15 protein-coding genes are annotated in these 15,455 nt (G+C 66.6%); 4 read left to right on the top strand and 11 right to left on the bottom strand.

Annotation, left to right across the window (positions count from 1 at the left end):
- Positions 1 to 20: 20 nt before the first annotated feature.
- The 7 genes from cheW to flhD form a co-directional block, all read right to left on the bottom strand.
- Positions 21 to 554, bottom strand: coding sequence for a chemotaxis protein CheW (gene cheW / locus KS03_RS18005; protein ID WP_012734284.1), 534 nt, complete (start codon positions 552 to 554; stop codon positions 21 to 23).
- A 34-nt stretch (positions 555 to 588) separates the two neighbouring features.
- On the bottom strand, positions 589 to 2,853 hold the full coding sequence (gene cheA, locus KS03_RS18000; protein WP_045678868.1) for a chemotaxis protein CheA: 2,265 nt from the start codon (positions 2,851 to 2,853) through the stop codon (positions 589 to 591).
- A 66-nt stretch (positions 2,854 to 2,919) separates the two neighbouring features.
- Entirely contained in the window at positions 2,920 to 3,294 is a 375-nt protein-coding gene (locus tag KS03_RS17995) for a response regulator (protein WP_012734282.1), read from the bottom strand.
- A 21-nt stretch (positions 3,295 to 3,315) separates the two neighbouring features.
- A complete protein-coding gene (motB, locus tag KS03_RS17990) occupies positions 3,316 to 4,365 on the bottom strand; it encodes a flagellar motor protein MotB (protein ID WP_012734281.1) in 1,050 nt (349 codons plus the stop codon).
- A 16-nt stretch (positions 4,366 to 4,381) separates the two neighbouring features.
- Complete coding sequence (gene motA / locus KS03_RS17985) at positions 4,382 to 5,242, bottom strand: flagellar motor stator protein MotA (protein WP_012734280.1); 861 nt, start codon at positions 5,240 to 5,242, stop codon at positions 4,382 to 4,384.
- Positions 5,243 to 5,466: 224 nt separating this feature from the next.
- The gene (gene flhC, locus KS03_RS17980; protein WP_012734279.1) at positions 5,467 to 6,033 is read right to left on the bottom strand and encodes a flagellar transcriptional regulator FlhC; all 567 of its coding nucleotides are present in this window, start codon (positions 6,031 to 6,033) and stop codon (positions 5,467 to 5,469) included.
- Between the two features lie 97 nt (positions 6,034 to 6,130).
- Positions 6,131 to 6,451: a flagellar transcriptional regulator FlhD gene (gene flhD, locus KS03_RS17975; RefSeq protein WP_012734278.1), complete on the bottom strand. Its 321-nt coding sequence runs from the start codon at positions 6,449 to 6,451 to the stop codon at positions 6,131 to 6,133.
- Between the two features lie 542 nt (positions 6,452 to 6,993).
- Between flhD and KS03_RS17970 the strand changes: the two genes are divergently transcribed.
- A complete protein-coding gene (locus tag KS03_RS17970; protein WP_012734277.1) occupies positions 6,994 to 8,058 on the top strand; it encodes a glycosyltransferase family 4 protein in 1,065 nt (354 codons plus the stop codon).
- 114 nt (positions 8,059 to 8,172) lie between these two features.
- Here the strand turns inward: KS03_RS17970 and KS03_RS17965 are convergent, their stop codons facing one another.
- The 3 genes from KS03_RS17965 to KS03_RS17955 all read right to left on the bottom strand — a co-directional run bounded on the left by KS03_RS17965 (position 8,173) and on the right by KS03_RS17955 (position 10,670).
- Positions 8,173 to 8,469 (bottom strand): H-NS histone family protein, encoded by a 297-nt coding sequence (locus KS03_RS17965; protein ID WP_012734276.1) that lies wholly within the window; start codon positions 8,467 to 8,469, stop codon positions 8,173 to 8,175.
- Positions 8,470 to 8,862: 393 nt separating this feature from the next.
- Positions 8,863 to 9,684, bottom strand: a complete 822-nt coding sequence (locus KS03_RS17960) for a Cof-type HAD-IIB family hydrolase (protein WP_012734275.1) — start codon at positions 9,682 to 9,684, stop codon at positions 8,863 to 8,865.
- Positions 9,685 to 9,767: 83 nt separating this feature from the next.
- Positions 9,768 to 10,670 carry a glucosamine kinase nucleotide-binding domain-containing protein gene (locus KS03_RS17955; protein WP_012734274.1) on the bottom strand — a complete coding sequence of 301 codons (903 nt, stop codon included), beginning with the start codon at positions 10,668 to 10,670 and terminating at the stop codon, positions 9,768 to 9,770.
- Positions 10,671 to 10,881: 211 nt separating this feature from the next.
- On the opposite strand from KS03_RS17955, the gene KS03_RS17950 reads away from it, so the two are divergent.
- Positions 10,882 to 11,580, top strand: coding sequence for a DNA-3-methyladenine glycosylase I (locus tag KS03_RS17950; RefSeq protein WP_012734273.1), 699 nt, complete (start codon positions 10,882 to 10,884; stop codon positions 11,578 to 11,580).
- 104 nt (positions 11,581 to 11,684) lie between these two features.
- Here the strand turns inward: KS03_RS17950 and rpsU are convergent, their stop codons facing one another.
- Positions 11,685 to 11,897 carry a 30S ribosomal protein S21 gene (gene rpsU / locus KS03_RS17945; RefSeq protein WP_006401410.1) on the bottom strand — a complete coding sequence of 71 codons (213 nt, stop codon included), beginning with the start codon at positions 11,895 to 11,897 and terminating at the stop codon, positions 11,685 to 11,687.
- Between the two features lie 592 nt (positions 11,898 to 12,489).
- Between rpsU and KS03_RS17940 the strand changes: the two genes are divergently transcribed.
- Positions 12,490 to 13,644, top strand: a complete 1,155-nt coding sequence (locus KS03_RS17940; protein ID WP_012733690.1) for a flagellin — start codon at positions 12,490 to 12,492, stop codon at positions 13,642 to 13,644.
- Positions 13,645 to 13,879: 235 nt separating this feature from the next.
- The gene (gene fliD / locus KS03_RS17935; protein WP_012734272.1) at positions 13,880 to 15,436 is read left to right on the top strand and encodes a flagellar filament capping protein FliD; all 1,557 of its coding nucleotides are present in this window, start codon (positions 13,880 to 13,882) and stop codon (positions 15,434 to 15,436) included.
- The last annotated feature ends 19 nt before the right edge of the window (positions 15,437 to 15,455 follow it).

Here is a 15,455-nt window from a genome sequence, read left to right as displayed (position 1 = left end):
TCTCCCCCAGGAGGCGCCACTCAGGCGCTGAACTCATCGATGAGCGCCATCTCGCGGCTCGTCATCAGCTTTTCGATGTCCATCAGGATCAGCATCCGGCCGTCCACGGTGCCGAGGCCCGTCAGGTACTCGGTGGTCAGCGTCGCGCCGAATTCCGGCGCCGGCATGACCTGGTCGGCAGTCAGCGTCAGCACGTCGGACACGCCGTCCACCACCATCCCCACCACGCGATGCGCGACGTTCAGGATGATCACCACGGTCTGGTGGTCGTAGTCGATGCGCCCGAGATGGAACTTGATGCGCATGTCGACGATCGGCACGATGATGCCGCGCAGGTTGATCACGCCCTTGATGAACTCGGGCGCGTTGGCGATCCGCGTGACGCTGTCGTAGCCGCGGATTTCCTGCACCTTCAGGATGTCGATGCCGTATTCCTCGTCGCCGAGCGTGAAGACGAGGAATTCCTGGCCGGCCGCATCGGCCTGGGCGGCGTCGCGGCGGTTGCTGGCGCCCGCGCCCGCGGCCGCCGGTTGGATCGAATGGACTTCGGACACGTTGTCCTCCAGTGCGGCCTACGCCGCGTGACGGTTAGAAAGTCGCGAGCGCGCCCGCGCCGTGGGCGGTGCGGGCTTCGCGGTTGAGAGCGGCCACGTCGACGATCAGCGCCACGCTGCCGTCGCCGAGAATGGTCGCGGCCGATATGCCGTGTACCTTGCGGTAGTTGGTCTCGAGGTTCTTCACCACCACCTGCTGCTGGCCCACCAACTCGTCGATGAGCATCGCGAAGCGGCGCCCCTCGGTTTCCATGATGGTGACGATGCCCTGGGTCGGATCGGTGCGCGCATCGTCCACCGAGAACACTTCGTGCAGGGCCACCAGCGGCAGGTATTCGCCGCGCACGCGCACCACGCGCTCGCCGTTGCCGACCGTGTAGATGTCGGCGGCAGCCGGCTGCAGCGACTCCATCACGAAGTTCAGCGGCAGGATGAAGATCTCGTTGCCGACCTTGACGGACATGCCGTCGAGGATCGCCAGCGTGAGCGGCAGCACGATGCGGGTGGTGGTGCCGCGCCCGGCCGTCGACGAGATCTCGACGTGGCCGCCCATCGCCTGGATGTTGCGCTTGACCACGTCCATGCCCACCCCGCGGCCGGACACGTCGGTGATGGTCTCGGCAGTCGAGAAGCCCGGCGCGAAGATCAGGTTCCAGACCTCGTCGTCGCTGGCCGTCTCGGACACCGGGATGCCCTGCTGCGCGGCCTTCTTCAGGATCCGCTCGCGGTTCAGCCCGGCCCCGTCGTCGCTGACCTCGATCACGATGTTGCCGCCGTGGTGCGCGGCCGACAGCACCAGCTGGCCGACCGCGTCCTTGCCCGCCGCGCGGCGCCGCTCGACCGTTTCGATGCCGTGGTCGAGGCTGTTGCGCACGAGGTGGGTGAGCGGATCGATGATGCGTTCGATCAGGCTCTTGTCGAGTTCGGTCGCCTGGCCGAACGTGACCAGTTCCACTTCCTTGCCGAGCTTCGCGGCCAGGTCGCGCACCAGGCGCGGGAAGCGGCTGAACACGTAGTCCATCGGCATCATGCGGATCGACATCACCGCTTCCTGCAGGTCGCGCGCATTGCGCTCGAGCTGCGCCATGCCGTTGAAGAGGCGGTCGTGCAGCGCCGGATCGAACGCGTTGGCGGTCTCGGCCAGCATCGCCTGCGTGATCACGAGTTCGCCGACCAGGTTGATCAGCTGGTCGACCTTCTCCACGCCGACGCGGATCGAGCTGCCCTCGGCGCCGGCGGCGGCCGGCGCGCGCGCGCGCCGGTCTTCCGCGCTGGCGGCCGGCTTGGCCGCGTCGCCGTGATCGGCGTGCGCGGCGGCCGGGGCCGCCGGCGCGGCAGCCGGCGGCGTCGCCGGTGCGCTGGGTGCGGCCGGCTGGGCCTCGGCGGCCGGCGCCGGCGTATCGCGCACCTCTTGCGGCGCGGCCGCCGTGACGATCTCGGCCGGGCCGCCCGCGCTGGGCGCGGTGCCGCGGCCGATCGAGATCTGGCTCTCGTCGATCACGAAGCAGAGCACGGCGACGATGTCGTCGGACGGCACGTCACTTTCGAGCCAGAGCGTCAGGGCGCCGCCCGATTCGCTGCGCTCGACGATGTGGCCCAGATTGCCGAGCTCCTCGACCAGCAGCTCGCGATCCTTCGCGTCCACGCCGCTCAGCACGACCTTCAGGTGCTCACCGTCCTGCGCGCCACCCTCGGCCTCACCGCCCCCGCTGCCCGGATGGGTGGCCTCCACGGCCTGCGTCACGACATGCTCGGGCGCGCCGCCGGTGGCCGAATCGAATTCGGCCGAGGCCGCCGCGAACGCGCTTTCGAGATCGGCGTCCGAGTCAGGCTCCGGCGCGGCGGCCGGCGCGGCCGGCGCGGCCGCCACCGGCTGCGGCGCGGCGGGCCCGGCGGCACCGCCGCCGAGCGCCTCCTTCAGCAGCGACTCGAGCTTGGCGCAGATCGCCGCGGCCGCGGCGGCATCCGGCTCGGCGCTCGCGCGGTAGTCGGCCAGCTGCGCGGAGAGCACGTCCTTGGTCTCGAGGAACGCGTCGATCATCGGCACGGTCAACGTGATCTCGTGATTGCGGGCCCGATCGAGCAGCGACTCCAGGATGTGGGTCGTGTCGGTCAGGGCGGCGAAACCGAAGGTGGCCGCCCCGCCCTTGATCGAATGCGCGGCGCGAAAGATGGCCGCGAGGTCTTCCGGGTCCGGCGAGCCGGCGTCCAGGCCGAGCAGCAGCTGCTCCATCTGCGCGAGCAGCTCGTCGGCCTCGTCGAAGAAGGTCTGATAGAACTGTGTGATGTCGAGAGTCATGCCGGATCCACGTCGAAGTCGTTTGGCGTCGTGTTTGAGGGGGCGGTCGGCCGCTTGCCGGTGGCGCTACGGATGGCTCGGCGCCAGCGCGGCGACGAGACTGAGTAGCGTGTCCGGCTCGAGCGGTTTCTCGATCCAGCCCGTGGCGCCCGCGTCACGCGCGGCCGCCTTGAATGTGTCACTGCTCTCCGTGGTCAGCACCAGGATCGGCGTCTGCCGATAGGTGCCGCGCGCGCGCAGCGCGCGGATCACGTCGAGCCCGTTCTTGCCCGCCATGTGATGGTCGGTCAGCACCAGGTCGAAGGCGATCGCGGCAGCGAGTTCCAGTGCGCGGTCGCCGTCGGCCGCCACGGTCACGTCGTAACCGGCGTCGGCGAGCGTCACCTGCAACAGCCCGCGCATGGTCGCGGAATCGTCGATGGCCAGAATGGAGCGGATCATGTCGTTCGGTCCATAGTCACGTCATTGGGCATGGGCGGCAGGCCGTGCCGGCGCCGCCACGGCAGGCAGCGCCACCGGCGCCGGCGCCGCCGGCTTCGCGGGCTTGGCCGGCGCAGCGATCTGCTGGGACAGCGCCTGCGAACCGGCCGCGTCGTTGGACAGCGTCGTCGTGCTCGCGTCGTCGTGCATCAGCGCGACTTCCGACTTGTGGTTCAACACCAGGATGCTGATCCGGCGGTTCTCCGGATCGAACGGATCGGCCTTGTTCAGGTTCTGCGTGGAGGCCAGGCCGGTCACGCGCAGCACCTTCGCATCGTCCATGCCGCCCGAGATCAGCTCGCGCCGCGACGCGTTCGCGCGGTCCGCCGACAGCTCCCAGTTGCTGTAGCCCTTTTCGCCGCCGGCATAAGGCACCGCGTCGGTATGGCCCTGCACCACGATGCGGTTCGGCACCTCGTTGAGCGTCTTGCCGATCTCGCGCAGGATGTCGCGCATGTAGGGCTCGACCATGTTGCTCGCCGTGGCGAACATCGGGCGCTTCTGGGTATCGACGATCTCGATGCGCAGCCCCGAGAGCGTCGAGTCGATGCGGATCTGCTGCTTGAACTGACGCAGCACCGGATTCGCCTCGATGGCGGCCATCAGCTTGATCTGCAGGTCGTGCAGCCGCGCCTGCTCGGCGCGATCCTGCGAACCCGGATCGGTATCGTGCAGGTCGTCGCGGCCCTTCTGCGCCAGGCGGCTGGCCAGCATGGTGGTGCCGTCGGTGCGGCGCGTGGTGCCGGCGTCGCTGCGCGTGATATCCGAGCCGCCGCCCTGGATGATGCTCGAGTCGTGCGAGCTGCGGTCGCCGTTGCCGAACAGCGCGGCCTTCAGCGGCGTGTTGAAGTAATCGGCGATGCCCTTCAACTGCACCGGCGTGACGGCCGACAGCAGCCACATCAGCAGGAAGAACGCCATCATCGCGGTCATGAAGTCCGCGTAGGCGAGCTTCCAGGCACCGCCGTGGTGCCCCTTCTTCGCTGGCGCGACCCGTTTGACGACGATCGCGCGATCCTTGCCCTTGCTCATCGCCCGGCCGCTCCGCTTACTTAGCCTTCACCCGGCGCACGTGCTCCTCGAGCTCGGCGAACGACGGGCGTTCGGTCGAGAAGAGCACCTTGCGGCCGAACTCCACCGCAATCGCCGGCGCGTAGCCGTTCAGGCTCGCGAGAATGGTGACCTTGATGCACTGGAGCAGCTTCGTCGATTCGGCCACGCGCTGTTCCGCGAGGCTCGCGAGCGGCCCGATCAGCCCGTAGGACAGCAGGATGCCGAGGAACGTGCCGACCAGCGCCTGCGCGATCATCGCGCCGAGCACCGCGGGCGGCTTGTCGGCCGAGGCCATGGTATGGACCACGCCCATCACCGCCGCGACGATCCCGAACGCCGGCATCGCGTCGCCGACGCGCGTGAGCGCGTGGGCCGGGCCTTCGCCCTCCACGTGGTGGGTCTCGATTTCCTCGTCCATCAGGCTCTCGATCTCGAACGCGTTCATGTTGCCGCCCACCATCAGCCGCAGGTAGTCGGTCAGGAACTCGACCATGTGCTTGTCGGCCAGGATCTTCGGGTACTGCGTGAAGATCGGGCTCTTTTCCGGATCGTCGATGTCGGCTTCCAGCGTCAGCGTGCCTTCCTTGCGCGCCTTGGCGAGCAGCACGTAGAGCAGCGCCATCAGTTCCATGTACAGCGCCTTCGTGTATTTCGAGCTCTTGAACAACGGCGGCAGCACGAGCAGCGTCGCCTTGATCGTCTTGACCCCGTTGCCGAGGATGAAGGCGCCCACCCCGGCCCCCACGATCATCAGGATCTCGAGCGGCTGGACCAGGGCGCCCAAGTGGCCGCCCGCGAGCGCGTAGCCGCCAAACACGGACAACAACGTCACGAGAGTTCCCACGATAATCAGCACAGCCTGTCCCTCACGAATGGCCGGCGGGAAAGGCCGCCGATAAGTGGTTTACGGCAGGGGTGTCGAAAACTTTCACCTGCGAGGGCGGGGACTAACCCGACGTGGTCCGGGGCGGCAAACCAGGCCGGATCACGCCCCTCGGGGGCGCCTCGGGCCGGCGCCGGCGGCCGGCGCAATCCCGCGCCCGGCAAGGCATGCGCCGGTGCGGGCGGGGCCGGCCGGGCTCAGACCGCGGCGAGCGCGGCCGCGGGTTCGGCCTCGGCCTTCGCGGCGGCCTTGCGGGTCTTGCCGGCGCGCGACGGCGGCTGGCACAGCCCGCAGACGAAACCGCCCTGCGGGTCGTGGGCGTGCGCGACAAAATGACCACCGCACCGCGTGCAAGGCGTCATCTGCAGCATCCCCGAGTCGAAGAAGCGCACCAGCGTCCAGGCGCGCGTGAGGCTCAGCGCCGCCTCGTCGTCCTCCGACAGGCCGACGTGCTCGAGATAGAGCCGATAGCTCTTCACGATCGACTGGATCGAGTCGCAGCCGCCATGGGCCTGCATGAACCGGTAGATGTTGTAGAACAGCGACGAGTGAATGTTCGGCTGCCAGGTCATGAACCAGTCCGTCGAGAACGGCAGCATGCCCTTCGGCGGCGAAACGCCTTTCAATTCCTTGTACAGCTTGATCAGGCGGTCACGAGACAGGTTAGTCTCGGTTTCCAGCAGTTGCAGTCGGGCACCCAGCTCGATCAGCTCGATCGCCAGGGTGATTTCCTTGACCTCGAGCACCACGCTCTTCGTCGCCATCGCAGTCTCTCCGCGAATTCCGGTATTGAGGCCGACCACGCGCGCCGGGGCGCGCAAGCGCGCACCGGGCCACGGACGGCAGATGATGTAGGGAGTGTTAGCGGAGGCTTTCGACGGGCTGCCCGGCCATCAGGATGGCCGAGTGCGCCTGCGCGACGGCCGAACTGCGCCCTTTGTCGGCAAGCGAGGACAGCAGGGCATGATCGTCGAAACGGAACCGGCACAGCATCTGGTTCGATGCCGCCAGCTTGACCGTCTGGGCGAGCGTCAGATTCGCGAGCACGTCCGCAATCTCTTCCGAGATGCCCATACGAAACATGCCCATCGCCTTGTCCTCACGCAGCAGACGCTGCGCGAGCAACAGGTACGACAGGTTAACTTCCTTGATCTCGGCGAGCATTTCACTGGTCGCGCTCATGATTCCCCCGTAAGAAATCTTGGCCATCTGCTTTGAAAATTTTGCCTGATCGGCTCGCCCCTCGGGGTCGGCAACCGGCGTTTATATTCTTGCAGTCATTGTGGCCAAACGGGTTTTCCGCGGCTATCAGCAAAGGGGAACGCGCAGCGCAGGATTTGTCTGTAAACCGTGTAGGAATTTTTCCGACATCCATGAGGATTTTCGGGATCGGTCGTTTTTACGTAAACCCTTGACTAGCAAGGATTATAACGGCACGCAATCCGCTTTCTTCAGGACATTTTCACGATATTTTTACATTTGACACAATTCGCGCCCAGGCGCTCGAAAAACGGCCGCCCGCCATCCAGAATTTCTCCTATTTCAGGCTGTAACAAGGCTTAAGTGTTTGCAAAACCACTCGATCCACGCGGCCCGATCCCGATAATAGAGTCGAACGGTCGGCTGGCGGTCCCTTGGCCGCCCCTTCCCGGAGCGCCCCACCGCCCGCCGCCATCGGCGCACGGCACGCCGGCCCGGCCACCATACGCACAGGAGAACCACTCATGCGCATCGCCCAAATCGCCCCGCTCTACGAAGCCGTTCCGCCGAAACTGTACGGCGGCACCGAGCGCGTCGTGTCGTACCTGACCGAAGCCCTGGTGGAACTGGGCCACGACGTCACGCTGTTCGCGAGCGGCGATTCCGTCACGTCCGCGAAGCTCGAAGCCTCGTGGCCGCGCGCGCTGCGCCTCGATCCGTCGATCCGTGACTCGATGGCCCCGCACATGCGCCTGCTCGAACAGGTGGCGCGCGTCGCGCATGAGTTCGACATCCTGCACCTGCACCTCGACTACCTGCCGTTCCCGCTGCTCTCGCGCCTGGACGTGCCCTACGTGACCACCCTGCACGGCCGGCTCGACCTGCCCGAGCTGCAGCCGGTGTTCAATGCATTCCCGAACGCGCCGGTGGTGTCGATCTCGAATTCTCAGCGCATTCCGTTGCCGCAGGCGGGCTGGGCCGGCACCGTCTACCACGGCCTGCCCGACACGCTGCTCACGCCGCAGCCTGACCGGAAGCCCGAGTACCTGGCATTCTTGGGCCGGATTTGTCCCGAAAAGCGCGTCGACACCGCCATCCGAATCGCGGCCAAGAGCGGCCTGCCGCTGAAGATTGCCGCCAAGGTCGACAAGGTCGACGCGGAATATTTCAAGACCGAGATCGAGCCGCTGCTCGCCACCGCGAACGTCGAATTCATCGGCGAGATCAACGAGGCGCAAAAGCCCGCGTTTCTTTCCGGTGCCAAGGCGCTGCTGTTCCCGATCGACTGGCCGGAGCCGTTCGGCCTGGTGATGATCGAGGCGATGGCATGCGGCACGCCGGTGGTCGCCTTCAACCGCGGCTCGGTGCCCGAGGTGATCGAGGACGGGCTGACCGGCTTTATCGTCGAGGACGAGCACAGCGCGATCGGCGCCCTGCAACAAATCGATACGCTGTCGCGTGAAGCGATTCGTCAGCGTTTCGAAACGCGATTCAGTGCGAAGACCATGGCGCGCCACTATGTGGAGATTTATGAAACGCTGGGTGCCCATCTGAAGCGGCCGCATTTGACGCGACTCGCCGCCGGCTAAACCCGGCTTGCGCGCGGGATTCGACCGAACCCGCGCGCAATCCGAATTGCAAAAAGAAAGCCGCATCTGACATGCGGCTTTCTTTTGTTACACCATCGTCCACGGCCCGGCCTTTCATTCAACCAGATAACGCTCGCGATTTTTCCCGACGATCCAATTGGGCGGCTTGCCGCGGCCGCTCCAGGTGGCACCCGACTTGGGATCGCGATATTTCGGCGGCAGCGGCGCCTTTTTCGGCGGACGCCCGCGCCGCGCGCGTTCGGCAAAGCCGAGATCCTGCGCCGTCAGGCCGTATTCGGCAATCTTGCGCTGCAAGTCGGTGATTACCGCTTCGACTTCCTGACGGCGCACGTCCTCGGCCTGCGCCTGGAGTTCGGCGATCTGCGCCTTGAGTTTTGCGTATTGAGACATTTTTCACTCCCTGTTCCCGATTCACCGAGCGTGCAGCGCCCCGGCACCATCGCTGCGTTCCGCAATCAGCACTGTGCCGAAGCCGGGCAGCGCCCGTTTCGTATGAAAATTTTATTGCGGATGCGTTATATTACAGTGCGATTTAATTCTAATAAAAATCCTGCGCAGCCTGAGCGGAATTTAACAATCGTTGACTCTTGTCCACGCATTGGAAATCCTATAATCCGATGCAATTGCGGCGGCGTCAATTATTTGCTGCGCAACGGACGAGTTTTTCCCTCTTTTTGAACGCATGGTTTACGAAAATCGCCGCGCGGCCGCGGCGGGTTTCACCAGGCATTCGGCGTCGAACAAAAAGCCGGGAATTGCGAGGCGCGCGGCCGCGGTGCGCGTTCAGCGCATCGGATCGGCGCCGAGTTCGAACAGCGTGCGCAGGTGGCGCGCCACGCCCGCGTCGGCATTGCTGCCGATGCGCGGCACGCGCGGCAGCCTCAGCATCAGGTCCGGGTTGGCGTTGTCCATCATGAACGGGAAGCCGGCGGTTTCGAGCAGGTCGATGTCGTTCATGTTGTCGCCGAATGCGACACAGTGGGCGCGATCGATGCCGAGCCGTTCGAGCACGACGCGCAGCGCCCGCCCCTTCGAGACGTCGGCCGTCATCACCTCCAGGCAATCGGGCAGCGAATAGGTCACGTAGAGCGCGTCGCCGAAACGGTTCGCGAGATTGGCGGCCACCACGGCCAGATCGCGCGGCTCGCCGATATACAGCACCTTCGCGACGCCGGCGCCGTCGTGGGCGAGCATGTCGACCACGCGGTAGCGGAAACCCGAATCCTGATGGAACGCGAGCAGCGCGGGCGCCTCGCGGTCGATCAGCCAGCTGTCGTCGGTAAACAGGTTGACGATCACGCGAGCGTGCGCGCCCGCCACTTCGGGCCGGACCAGTTCGCGCACCAGCGGCGGCGCGATGTCGAGCGCGTGAAGCCGGGTGTCGTCGGGCGCGTGCACGCGCGCGCCGTTCGAGGTAATCAGGTAAGGCCGGATGCCGAGCACGTCGCGAATCCCCGCGACGTCGGCGTGATGGCGACCGGTCGCGATCACGAACGGCACGCCGTCGCCGGCCAGCCGCCGCACCGTCTCGATCGTGTACGGGTCGAGCTGATGATCGCTGTTCAGCAGCGTGCCGTCGAGATCGGTGCAGATGACTTGATACATGGCGGCCGGCAAATGCAGAAACCTTGCATTTTATCGCCGGCCGATGCAGCCCGCGCAACAATCGCCGGCGTGCCCGCCGCCGTTCAACGGGCGCCGGCCAGCCGCGCGGCCTCGCGTTGCGCGAGCCGCAGCGCGCCGTGCGCCGAATCGGCCAGCGGCGCGCGCAGCCGCGCGCGGTGCGGCTCGGGCACGGCAGCCTCGAGGTGGCCGGCCAGCCCGCCGCACAGCGCCACCGGCAGCGTCCGCGCGGGATCGAGCGCGTCGATCATGCGGCCGATCGCGCCGCCCGCCTCGGCGATCAGCCCGGCCGCGACCGGATGCTCGCGATGCGCGAACACGACCGGGGCGAGCATCGCGTAGGCGGTCTGATTCGCCGCGCACGACCAAACCACCAGGCTGTCGCGATCGGTGGCGCCGGTCTTTTCGAGCAGCGCCGCCGCGAACCCATCGGCCGGCACGCGGCCGTCGAGCGCCTGCTGCGCGTGGGCGAGCGCGCGCAACCCGAACCAGGCGCCGCTTGCCTCGTCGCCGGAGGGAAAGCCGTAGCCGCCGGCGATCCGGCAGCGGCCCTGCGCGTCGAGCGCGGCCGCGATGCTGCCGGTACCGAGCGCGACGATCACGCCGGGCGCGCCGCCATGGGCACCGAGCGCAGTGGTGTAGGCGTCGCTCTCGACTGCCAGCGCGGCGGCGGGCGAGCTGGCGGCAAACCCCGCCAGCCACTCCGGATGATTGCTGCCGGCCAGCCCGCAGCCCAGGACGCAGCGCGCCCAGTCGATCCGCAGGCCGGCCTGCGCGAACGCCTCGGCGCAGGCCGCGCCGATCGACGCCCAGGCCGCGTCGATGCCGAGCGCGAGCCCCGAGGGGCCGCCGCTGCCGCGCGCCAGCTCGCGTCCGTGGGCATCGGCGAGCACGGCACGGGTGCCGGTGCCGCCGCCGTCGATGCCGAGCAGATGAATGGGTGCCGTGCCGGCGCGCGTCTGCTGCATGCTGCAATACTCCGGAAGCTGCGGGAAAGGACCAACCGAGGCGAGAGCTTAACCGGATTGCCGCGGCGCGTCGCCCGGCATCGCGCGCCGGGCGAATCGCTGAATCGCTGAATCGCCGAATGGCCGGCTTGCGCGGCCTGGCCGTTCGGCTATGCTGGGCAGCGCCAGATCCGCGGGCCGACAATCGGGCCGCCAACGACGCGAGGAATCGATGGGTAAACGCTGCAACTGGGTCCGCACGGAGGCCGACGCGCATTATCACGACACTGAATGGGGGCGCCCGTCGCGCGACGATCGCCATCTGTTCGAAATGCTGATCCTCGAAGGCGCGCAGGCCGGCCTGTCGTGGTCGACGATTCTGAACAAGCGCGAGAACTATCGCGCCGCGTTCGCGAACTTCGACGCCGACGCGGTGGCCCGCTTCACGCCGGCCCAGGTCGAGGCGCTGATGCAGAACCCGGGCATCGTGCGCAACCGCCTGAAGATCGAATCGGCGATCGCCAATGCGCGCGCGGTCCAGCGCATCCGCGCGGAGCACGGCTCGCTCGCCGTGTTCCTGTGGTCGTTCGTCGGCGACACGCCGGTGCAGAACGGCTGGCATTCGTATCGCGACGCGCCGGCCTCGACCGAGGCGTCCGACGCGCTCAGCAAGGCGCTCAAGCGCTACGGCTGCAAATTCGTCGGCTCGACGATCTGCTACGCGCTGATGCAGGCGATCGGGATGGTCAACGACCACGAATTCGACTGCCCCTGCCGGGCCGCCTGCGCGGCGCTCGGCAAGCCGGCCGCCACGGCGGCCAGGGGCGCGGCCAGCCCGGCGGCCGGGGCGGCAAACACAACAAGAACGGCCAGCCGGCCCGGCGCCGAGCGGCCCGCCGCGAAGCCGAAGAGGACCGCCTCCGCGGCCTGAATTCATACCGCGCCCCGGTCCCGGGCGCGCTGGAGCCGGAAAGCAAAACGGCGGTGCCGCCTCTTGCGAGGTGGCACCGCCGTCGCGATGCGAACTGCGGAAGCTTAGTGGAGCTTCTTCGGCAGCATCTGGCTGCGCAGGCGCTTGTGCAGGCGCTTGACTGCCGCGGCCTTCTTGCGCTTGCGCACCGCCGTCGGCTTTTCGTAAGACTGGCGCTCACGCAGTTCAGCGATCAGGCCGTTCTTTTCGATCGCGCGGCGAAAGCGGCGAATCGCTACTTCGAACGGCTCGTTTTCCTTCAGAAGAATCGTCGTCATGTCGTTCCCAAATTGCTTGATACGGTCAAAAACGTAGCGGCCAAGCGCCACGCACCGGCCTTCCGGGCGTTTCCACGCACAGGCGAAACGAGCGGCTTGGTGGCCTCGGAGGCCGGAAAAGAGAGGCGGAATGCACCGCGAAACGCCCGGCAACCCGCACTAGGCGCCGCGTTTGACTGCCAGCTGGACATGCCGAAAAACGGGCACCGCTTGCAGAAATCTCAATTCAGCCCGCCATGTTAGCAGGTAAACATTCCGGCCGCTAGAGGTTTACCGCTTCGCTGTCGCATGCGCACATCCGGATCGTCCCGGATATTCCCGGCACTTAAGACTCGCCCGCCGCTGCCGACATCCATCTGTGGGCGGAGTCATCCGCGTGCAATCCCGCCATCGGCCGCATGTCGCGTCCGACGGCGGGGCGAAGCGCGATTCGGGCCGATAGGGAATGAAAGATCGGACGAATCGCAACTATCCCTCAAGTTTTTTTTCGAGCCGCCGACATCCTGTTCTGAGGCGGCTAGCAAAGAACGAGTGCATCCGCCGATGCCAACGTTGGCGGATCATAGGTCTCGGCTCTCTTAGGAGAATTTTCATGCTCGGTATTAATACTAATGTCAACTCGCTGGTCGCTCAGCAAAACCTGAACGGCTCGCAGAGCGCTCTGTCGCAAGCCATCACGCGCCTGTCGTCGGGCAACCGCATCAACAGCGCCGCTGACGATGCCGCCGGTCTGGCGATCGCCACGCGCATGCAAACGCAGATCAACGGCCTGAACCAGGGCGTGCAGAACACCAACGACGCCGTCTCGCTGATCCAGACGACGTCGAGCCAGCTCTCGTCGCTGACGAGCAGCCTGCAGCGTATCAGCACGCTGGCGACGCAAGCGGCCACCGGCACGCTGTCGTCGAGCGACCAGGCTGCGGCCGAGAAGGAAGTGGCCCAGCAGATCCAGGAAGTGAACCGGATTGCTGCGCAAACGAACTTCAACGGCAAGAACCTGCTCGACGGTTCGGCCGGGATCGTGACGTTCCAGATCGGCGCGAACGTCGGCCAGACGGTCAGCCTGGACCTGAGCCAAAGCCTGTCGGCGGCGAAGATCGGCGGTGGCCTGGTGCAATCGGGCACCAACGTCGGCACGATCCAGAACATGAGCCTCGACGCGAACGGCGCGGCCACCACGGCGGCACAACCGGCCATCACCTCGGTCAACGTGCTGTCGGACGGCAAGGGCGGCTTCACGTTCACGGATCAGAACGGCCAAGCACTGAGCACGACGGCAGTCGGCGCGATCTTCACGACGGGCACGGCAGCCGGCACGGGTACGGCGGTCACGAACCTGACGCTCGCCACCGGCGCCACCAGCGGCATGACGACGGCCCAGGCCAGCGCGGCGGCCAACATGATCTCGCAGATCAACTCGGTGAACGCACCGCCGACCGTGTCGAGCCTGAACATCAACAACGCGACGAGCGCCAACCAGGCCATCGTGTCGGTCGCCAACGCGCTGTCCACCATCAACAACCTGCAGGCCACGCTCGGTGCGACCCAGAACCGTCTGCAAGGCATCGCGCAGACGCAGCAGGCCAACTCGACGAACCTGTCGTCGGCGCAATCGCAGATCCAGAGCGCGGACTTCGCGCAGGAAACGGCGGCGCTGAGCAAGGCGCAGGTGCTGCAACAGGCCGGTATCTCGGTGCTGGCACAAGCCAACTCGCTGCCGCAGCAGGTTCTGAAGCTGCTGCAGTAAGCGCAGTCATGCTGTAAAACCCGGGCCGCGCCATCACGGGCGGCCCGTTCGTGCGACGGTGCAATCTTCCTCGTGGCCGTCGCGCGCTTTTTGTCTCGTACTCGCCCATTTTCGGAATTGGCGCTGTAACAGCCGCCTTTTCGTTGTACCGTCACGCTACGGTTTGCCGTAGGATCCGCCTCGATCCGCCACTGAATTGCCTGCGCCATCGATGGCGCCTCAACGGAGCTACGCGATGTCCACGATTTCGAGCAGCACTTCCCAAGCCAGCAACAACCAGCTGTCCAGCAACGCCGCGCTGCAGGAAGCCGCCCAGTCGATCATCAGCGGCTCGACCGGCAACACCGGCCTCAACGTCACCACCCTCGTCACCGCGCTCGTCAATTCGAAGACGGCCGCGCAGGCGAGCCTGCTGTCGACCGCGATCGCGCAGAACCAGAACAAGTCGCAGGCCTACACGGCGCTGCAAACGGCGCTGACGACGCTGCAGTCGTCGCTCACCACGCTTTCGGACGGCTCCTTCGCCCAGACCTTCACGGCCACCGCCTCGGGCACCGGCCTGACCGCGACGGCCGGCTCCGGCGCCGTGGCCGGCACCTACCAGATCGGCGTGACGCAGATTGCCCAGTCGCAGTCGCTGTCGTCGCCGGCATTCGGCGCGAACAAGCAGCTCGGCGCCGGCACCCTGACGCTAAGCATCAACGGCAAGTCGTCGACCGTCAACATCAACTCGAACAACAACACGCTGGCCGGCATCAAGGACGCGATCAACAACGCGAGCGACAATCCCGGCGTGACGGCCACCATCGTCAACGGTGCCGACGGCGCCCACCTGGTGCTGAGCTCGGCCAACAGCGGCGCGGCCAACGCCATCAGCGTGAGCGTAAACGCCACCACCGACAACGGCCTGTCGGAGCTCGGCGTCACCTCCAAGTCGAGCACCACCGGCGGCCAGTCGACCATCACCTCGGCCGGCACCACGGCAGCCACCTCGTGGACCCAGTCGACCGCCGCGCAGGACGCGCAATTCACGGTGGGCGGCATCGCGAACTCGAGCGCGACCAACACGGTGACCTCGGCGATCGCCGGCGTCACGCTGAACCTCACGCAGGCAGCGGTCTCGACCGCCACGCCGGCCACCACGCAGACGCTGACCATCGCCGCCGACACCACCAAGCAGACGGCCGCGATCACGACCTTCGTGCAGAACTACAACGCGCTCGTCACGGCGATGCAGACGGTCGGCTCGTACAGCACCACCGCCGGCAGCAGCACGCCCACGGTCGGCACGCTGTTCGGCGATTCGGCGCTCAACTCGATCCAGACGCAGCTGTCGTCGATGCTCGGCGGCTCGGTCAGCAGCAACGGCGTGACCGCCACGCTGAGCTCGCTCGGCATCTCGGTGTCGGACGGCTCCGACGGCGCGACGGCGGGCGACCTGGTGATCAACCAGGCAACGCTGACCACCACGCTGTCGAGCAAACCGGGCGTGGCCGCGTCGCTGTTCAACAGCACCAACGGCCTCGGCGCGAAGATGAACAACGCGATCACGTCGATCATGTCCACCCATGGCGTGCTCACGCAAAGCGAGAACTCCGTCACCTCGACGCTGACGAGCCTGAGCAGCCAGCAGAGCGCGCTGGCCGCCTACGCTAAGACGCTGACCACCCAGTACAACGCCCAGTTCACGCAACTGAACACGGTGCTGGCCGCGATGACGACCAACCAGAACTACCTGACCCAGCTGTTCGGCGGCACCAACAGCGCCGGCGCGCTCGCCACCAACAAGTAAGCGGTCATGGGAGAAACGG

This window comes from Burkholderia glumae LMG 2196 = ATCC 33617, from assembly GCF_000960995.1.
GTDB lineage: Bacteria > Pseudomonadota > Gammaproteobacteria > Burkholderiales > Burkholderiaceae > Burkholderia > Burkholderia glumae.
The sequence above is the reverse complement of the archived record's forward strand: the minus strand, read 5'-3'. Positions and strand labels throughout refer to the sequence as shown.

Coding starts and splice junctions, on each gene's coding strand:
- cheA (WP_045678868.1), bottom strand. CDS start 2,853: ATGACTCTCGACATCACACAGTTCTATCAGACCTTCTTCGACGAGGCC.
- KS03_RS17995 (WP_012734282.1), bottom strand. CDS start 3,294: ATGATCCGCTCCATTCTGGCCATCGACGATTCCGCGACCATGCGCGGG.
- motB (WP_012734281.1), bottom strand. CDS start 4,365: ATGAGCAAGGGCAAGGATCGCGCGATCGTCGTCAAACGGGTCGCGCCA.
- flhC (WP_012734279.1), bottom strand. CDS start 6,033: ATGGCGACGAAGAGCGTGGTGCTCGAGGTCAAGGAAATCACCCTGGCG.
- flhD (WP_012734278.1), bottom strand. CDS start 6,451: ATGAGCGCGACCAGTGAAATGCTCGCCGAGATCAAGGAAGTTAACCTG.
- KS03_RS17970 (WP_012734277.1), top strand. CDS start 6,994: ATGCGCATCGCCCAAATCGCCCCGCTCTACGAAGCCGTTCCGCCGAAA.
- KS03_RS17965 (WP_012734276.1), bottom strand. CDS start 8,469: ATGTCTCAATACGCAAAACTCAAGGCGCAGATCGCCGAACTCCAGGCG.
- KS03_RS17960 (WP_012734275.1), bottom strand. CDS start 9,684: ATGTATCAAGTCATCTGCACCGATCTCGACGGCACGCTGCTGAACAGC.
- KS03_RS17955 (WP_012734274.1), bottom strand. CDS start 10,670: ATGCAGCAGACGCGCGCCGGCACGGCACCCATTCATCTGCTCGGCATC.
- KS03_RS17950 (WP_012734273.1), top strand. CDS start 10,882: ATGGGTAAACGCTGCAACTGGGTCCGCACGGAGGCCGACGCGCATTAT.
- rpsU (WP_006401410.1), bottom strand. CDS start 11,897: ATGACGACGATTCTTCTGAAGGAAAACGAGCCGTTCGAAGTAGCGATT.
- KS03_RS17940 (WP_012733690.1), top strand. CDS start 12,490: ATGCTCGGTATTAATACTAATGTCAACTCGCTGGTCGCTCAGCAAAAC.
- fliD (WP_012734272.1), top strand. CDS start 13,880: ATGTCCACGATTTCGAGCAGCACTTCCCAAGCCAGCAACAACCAGCTG.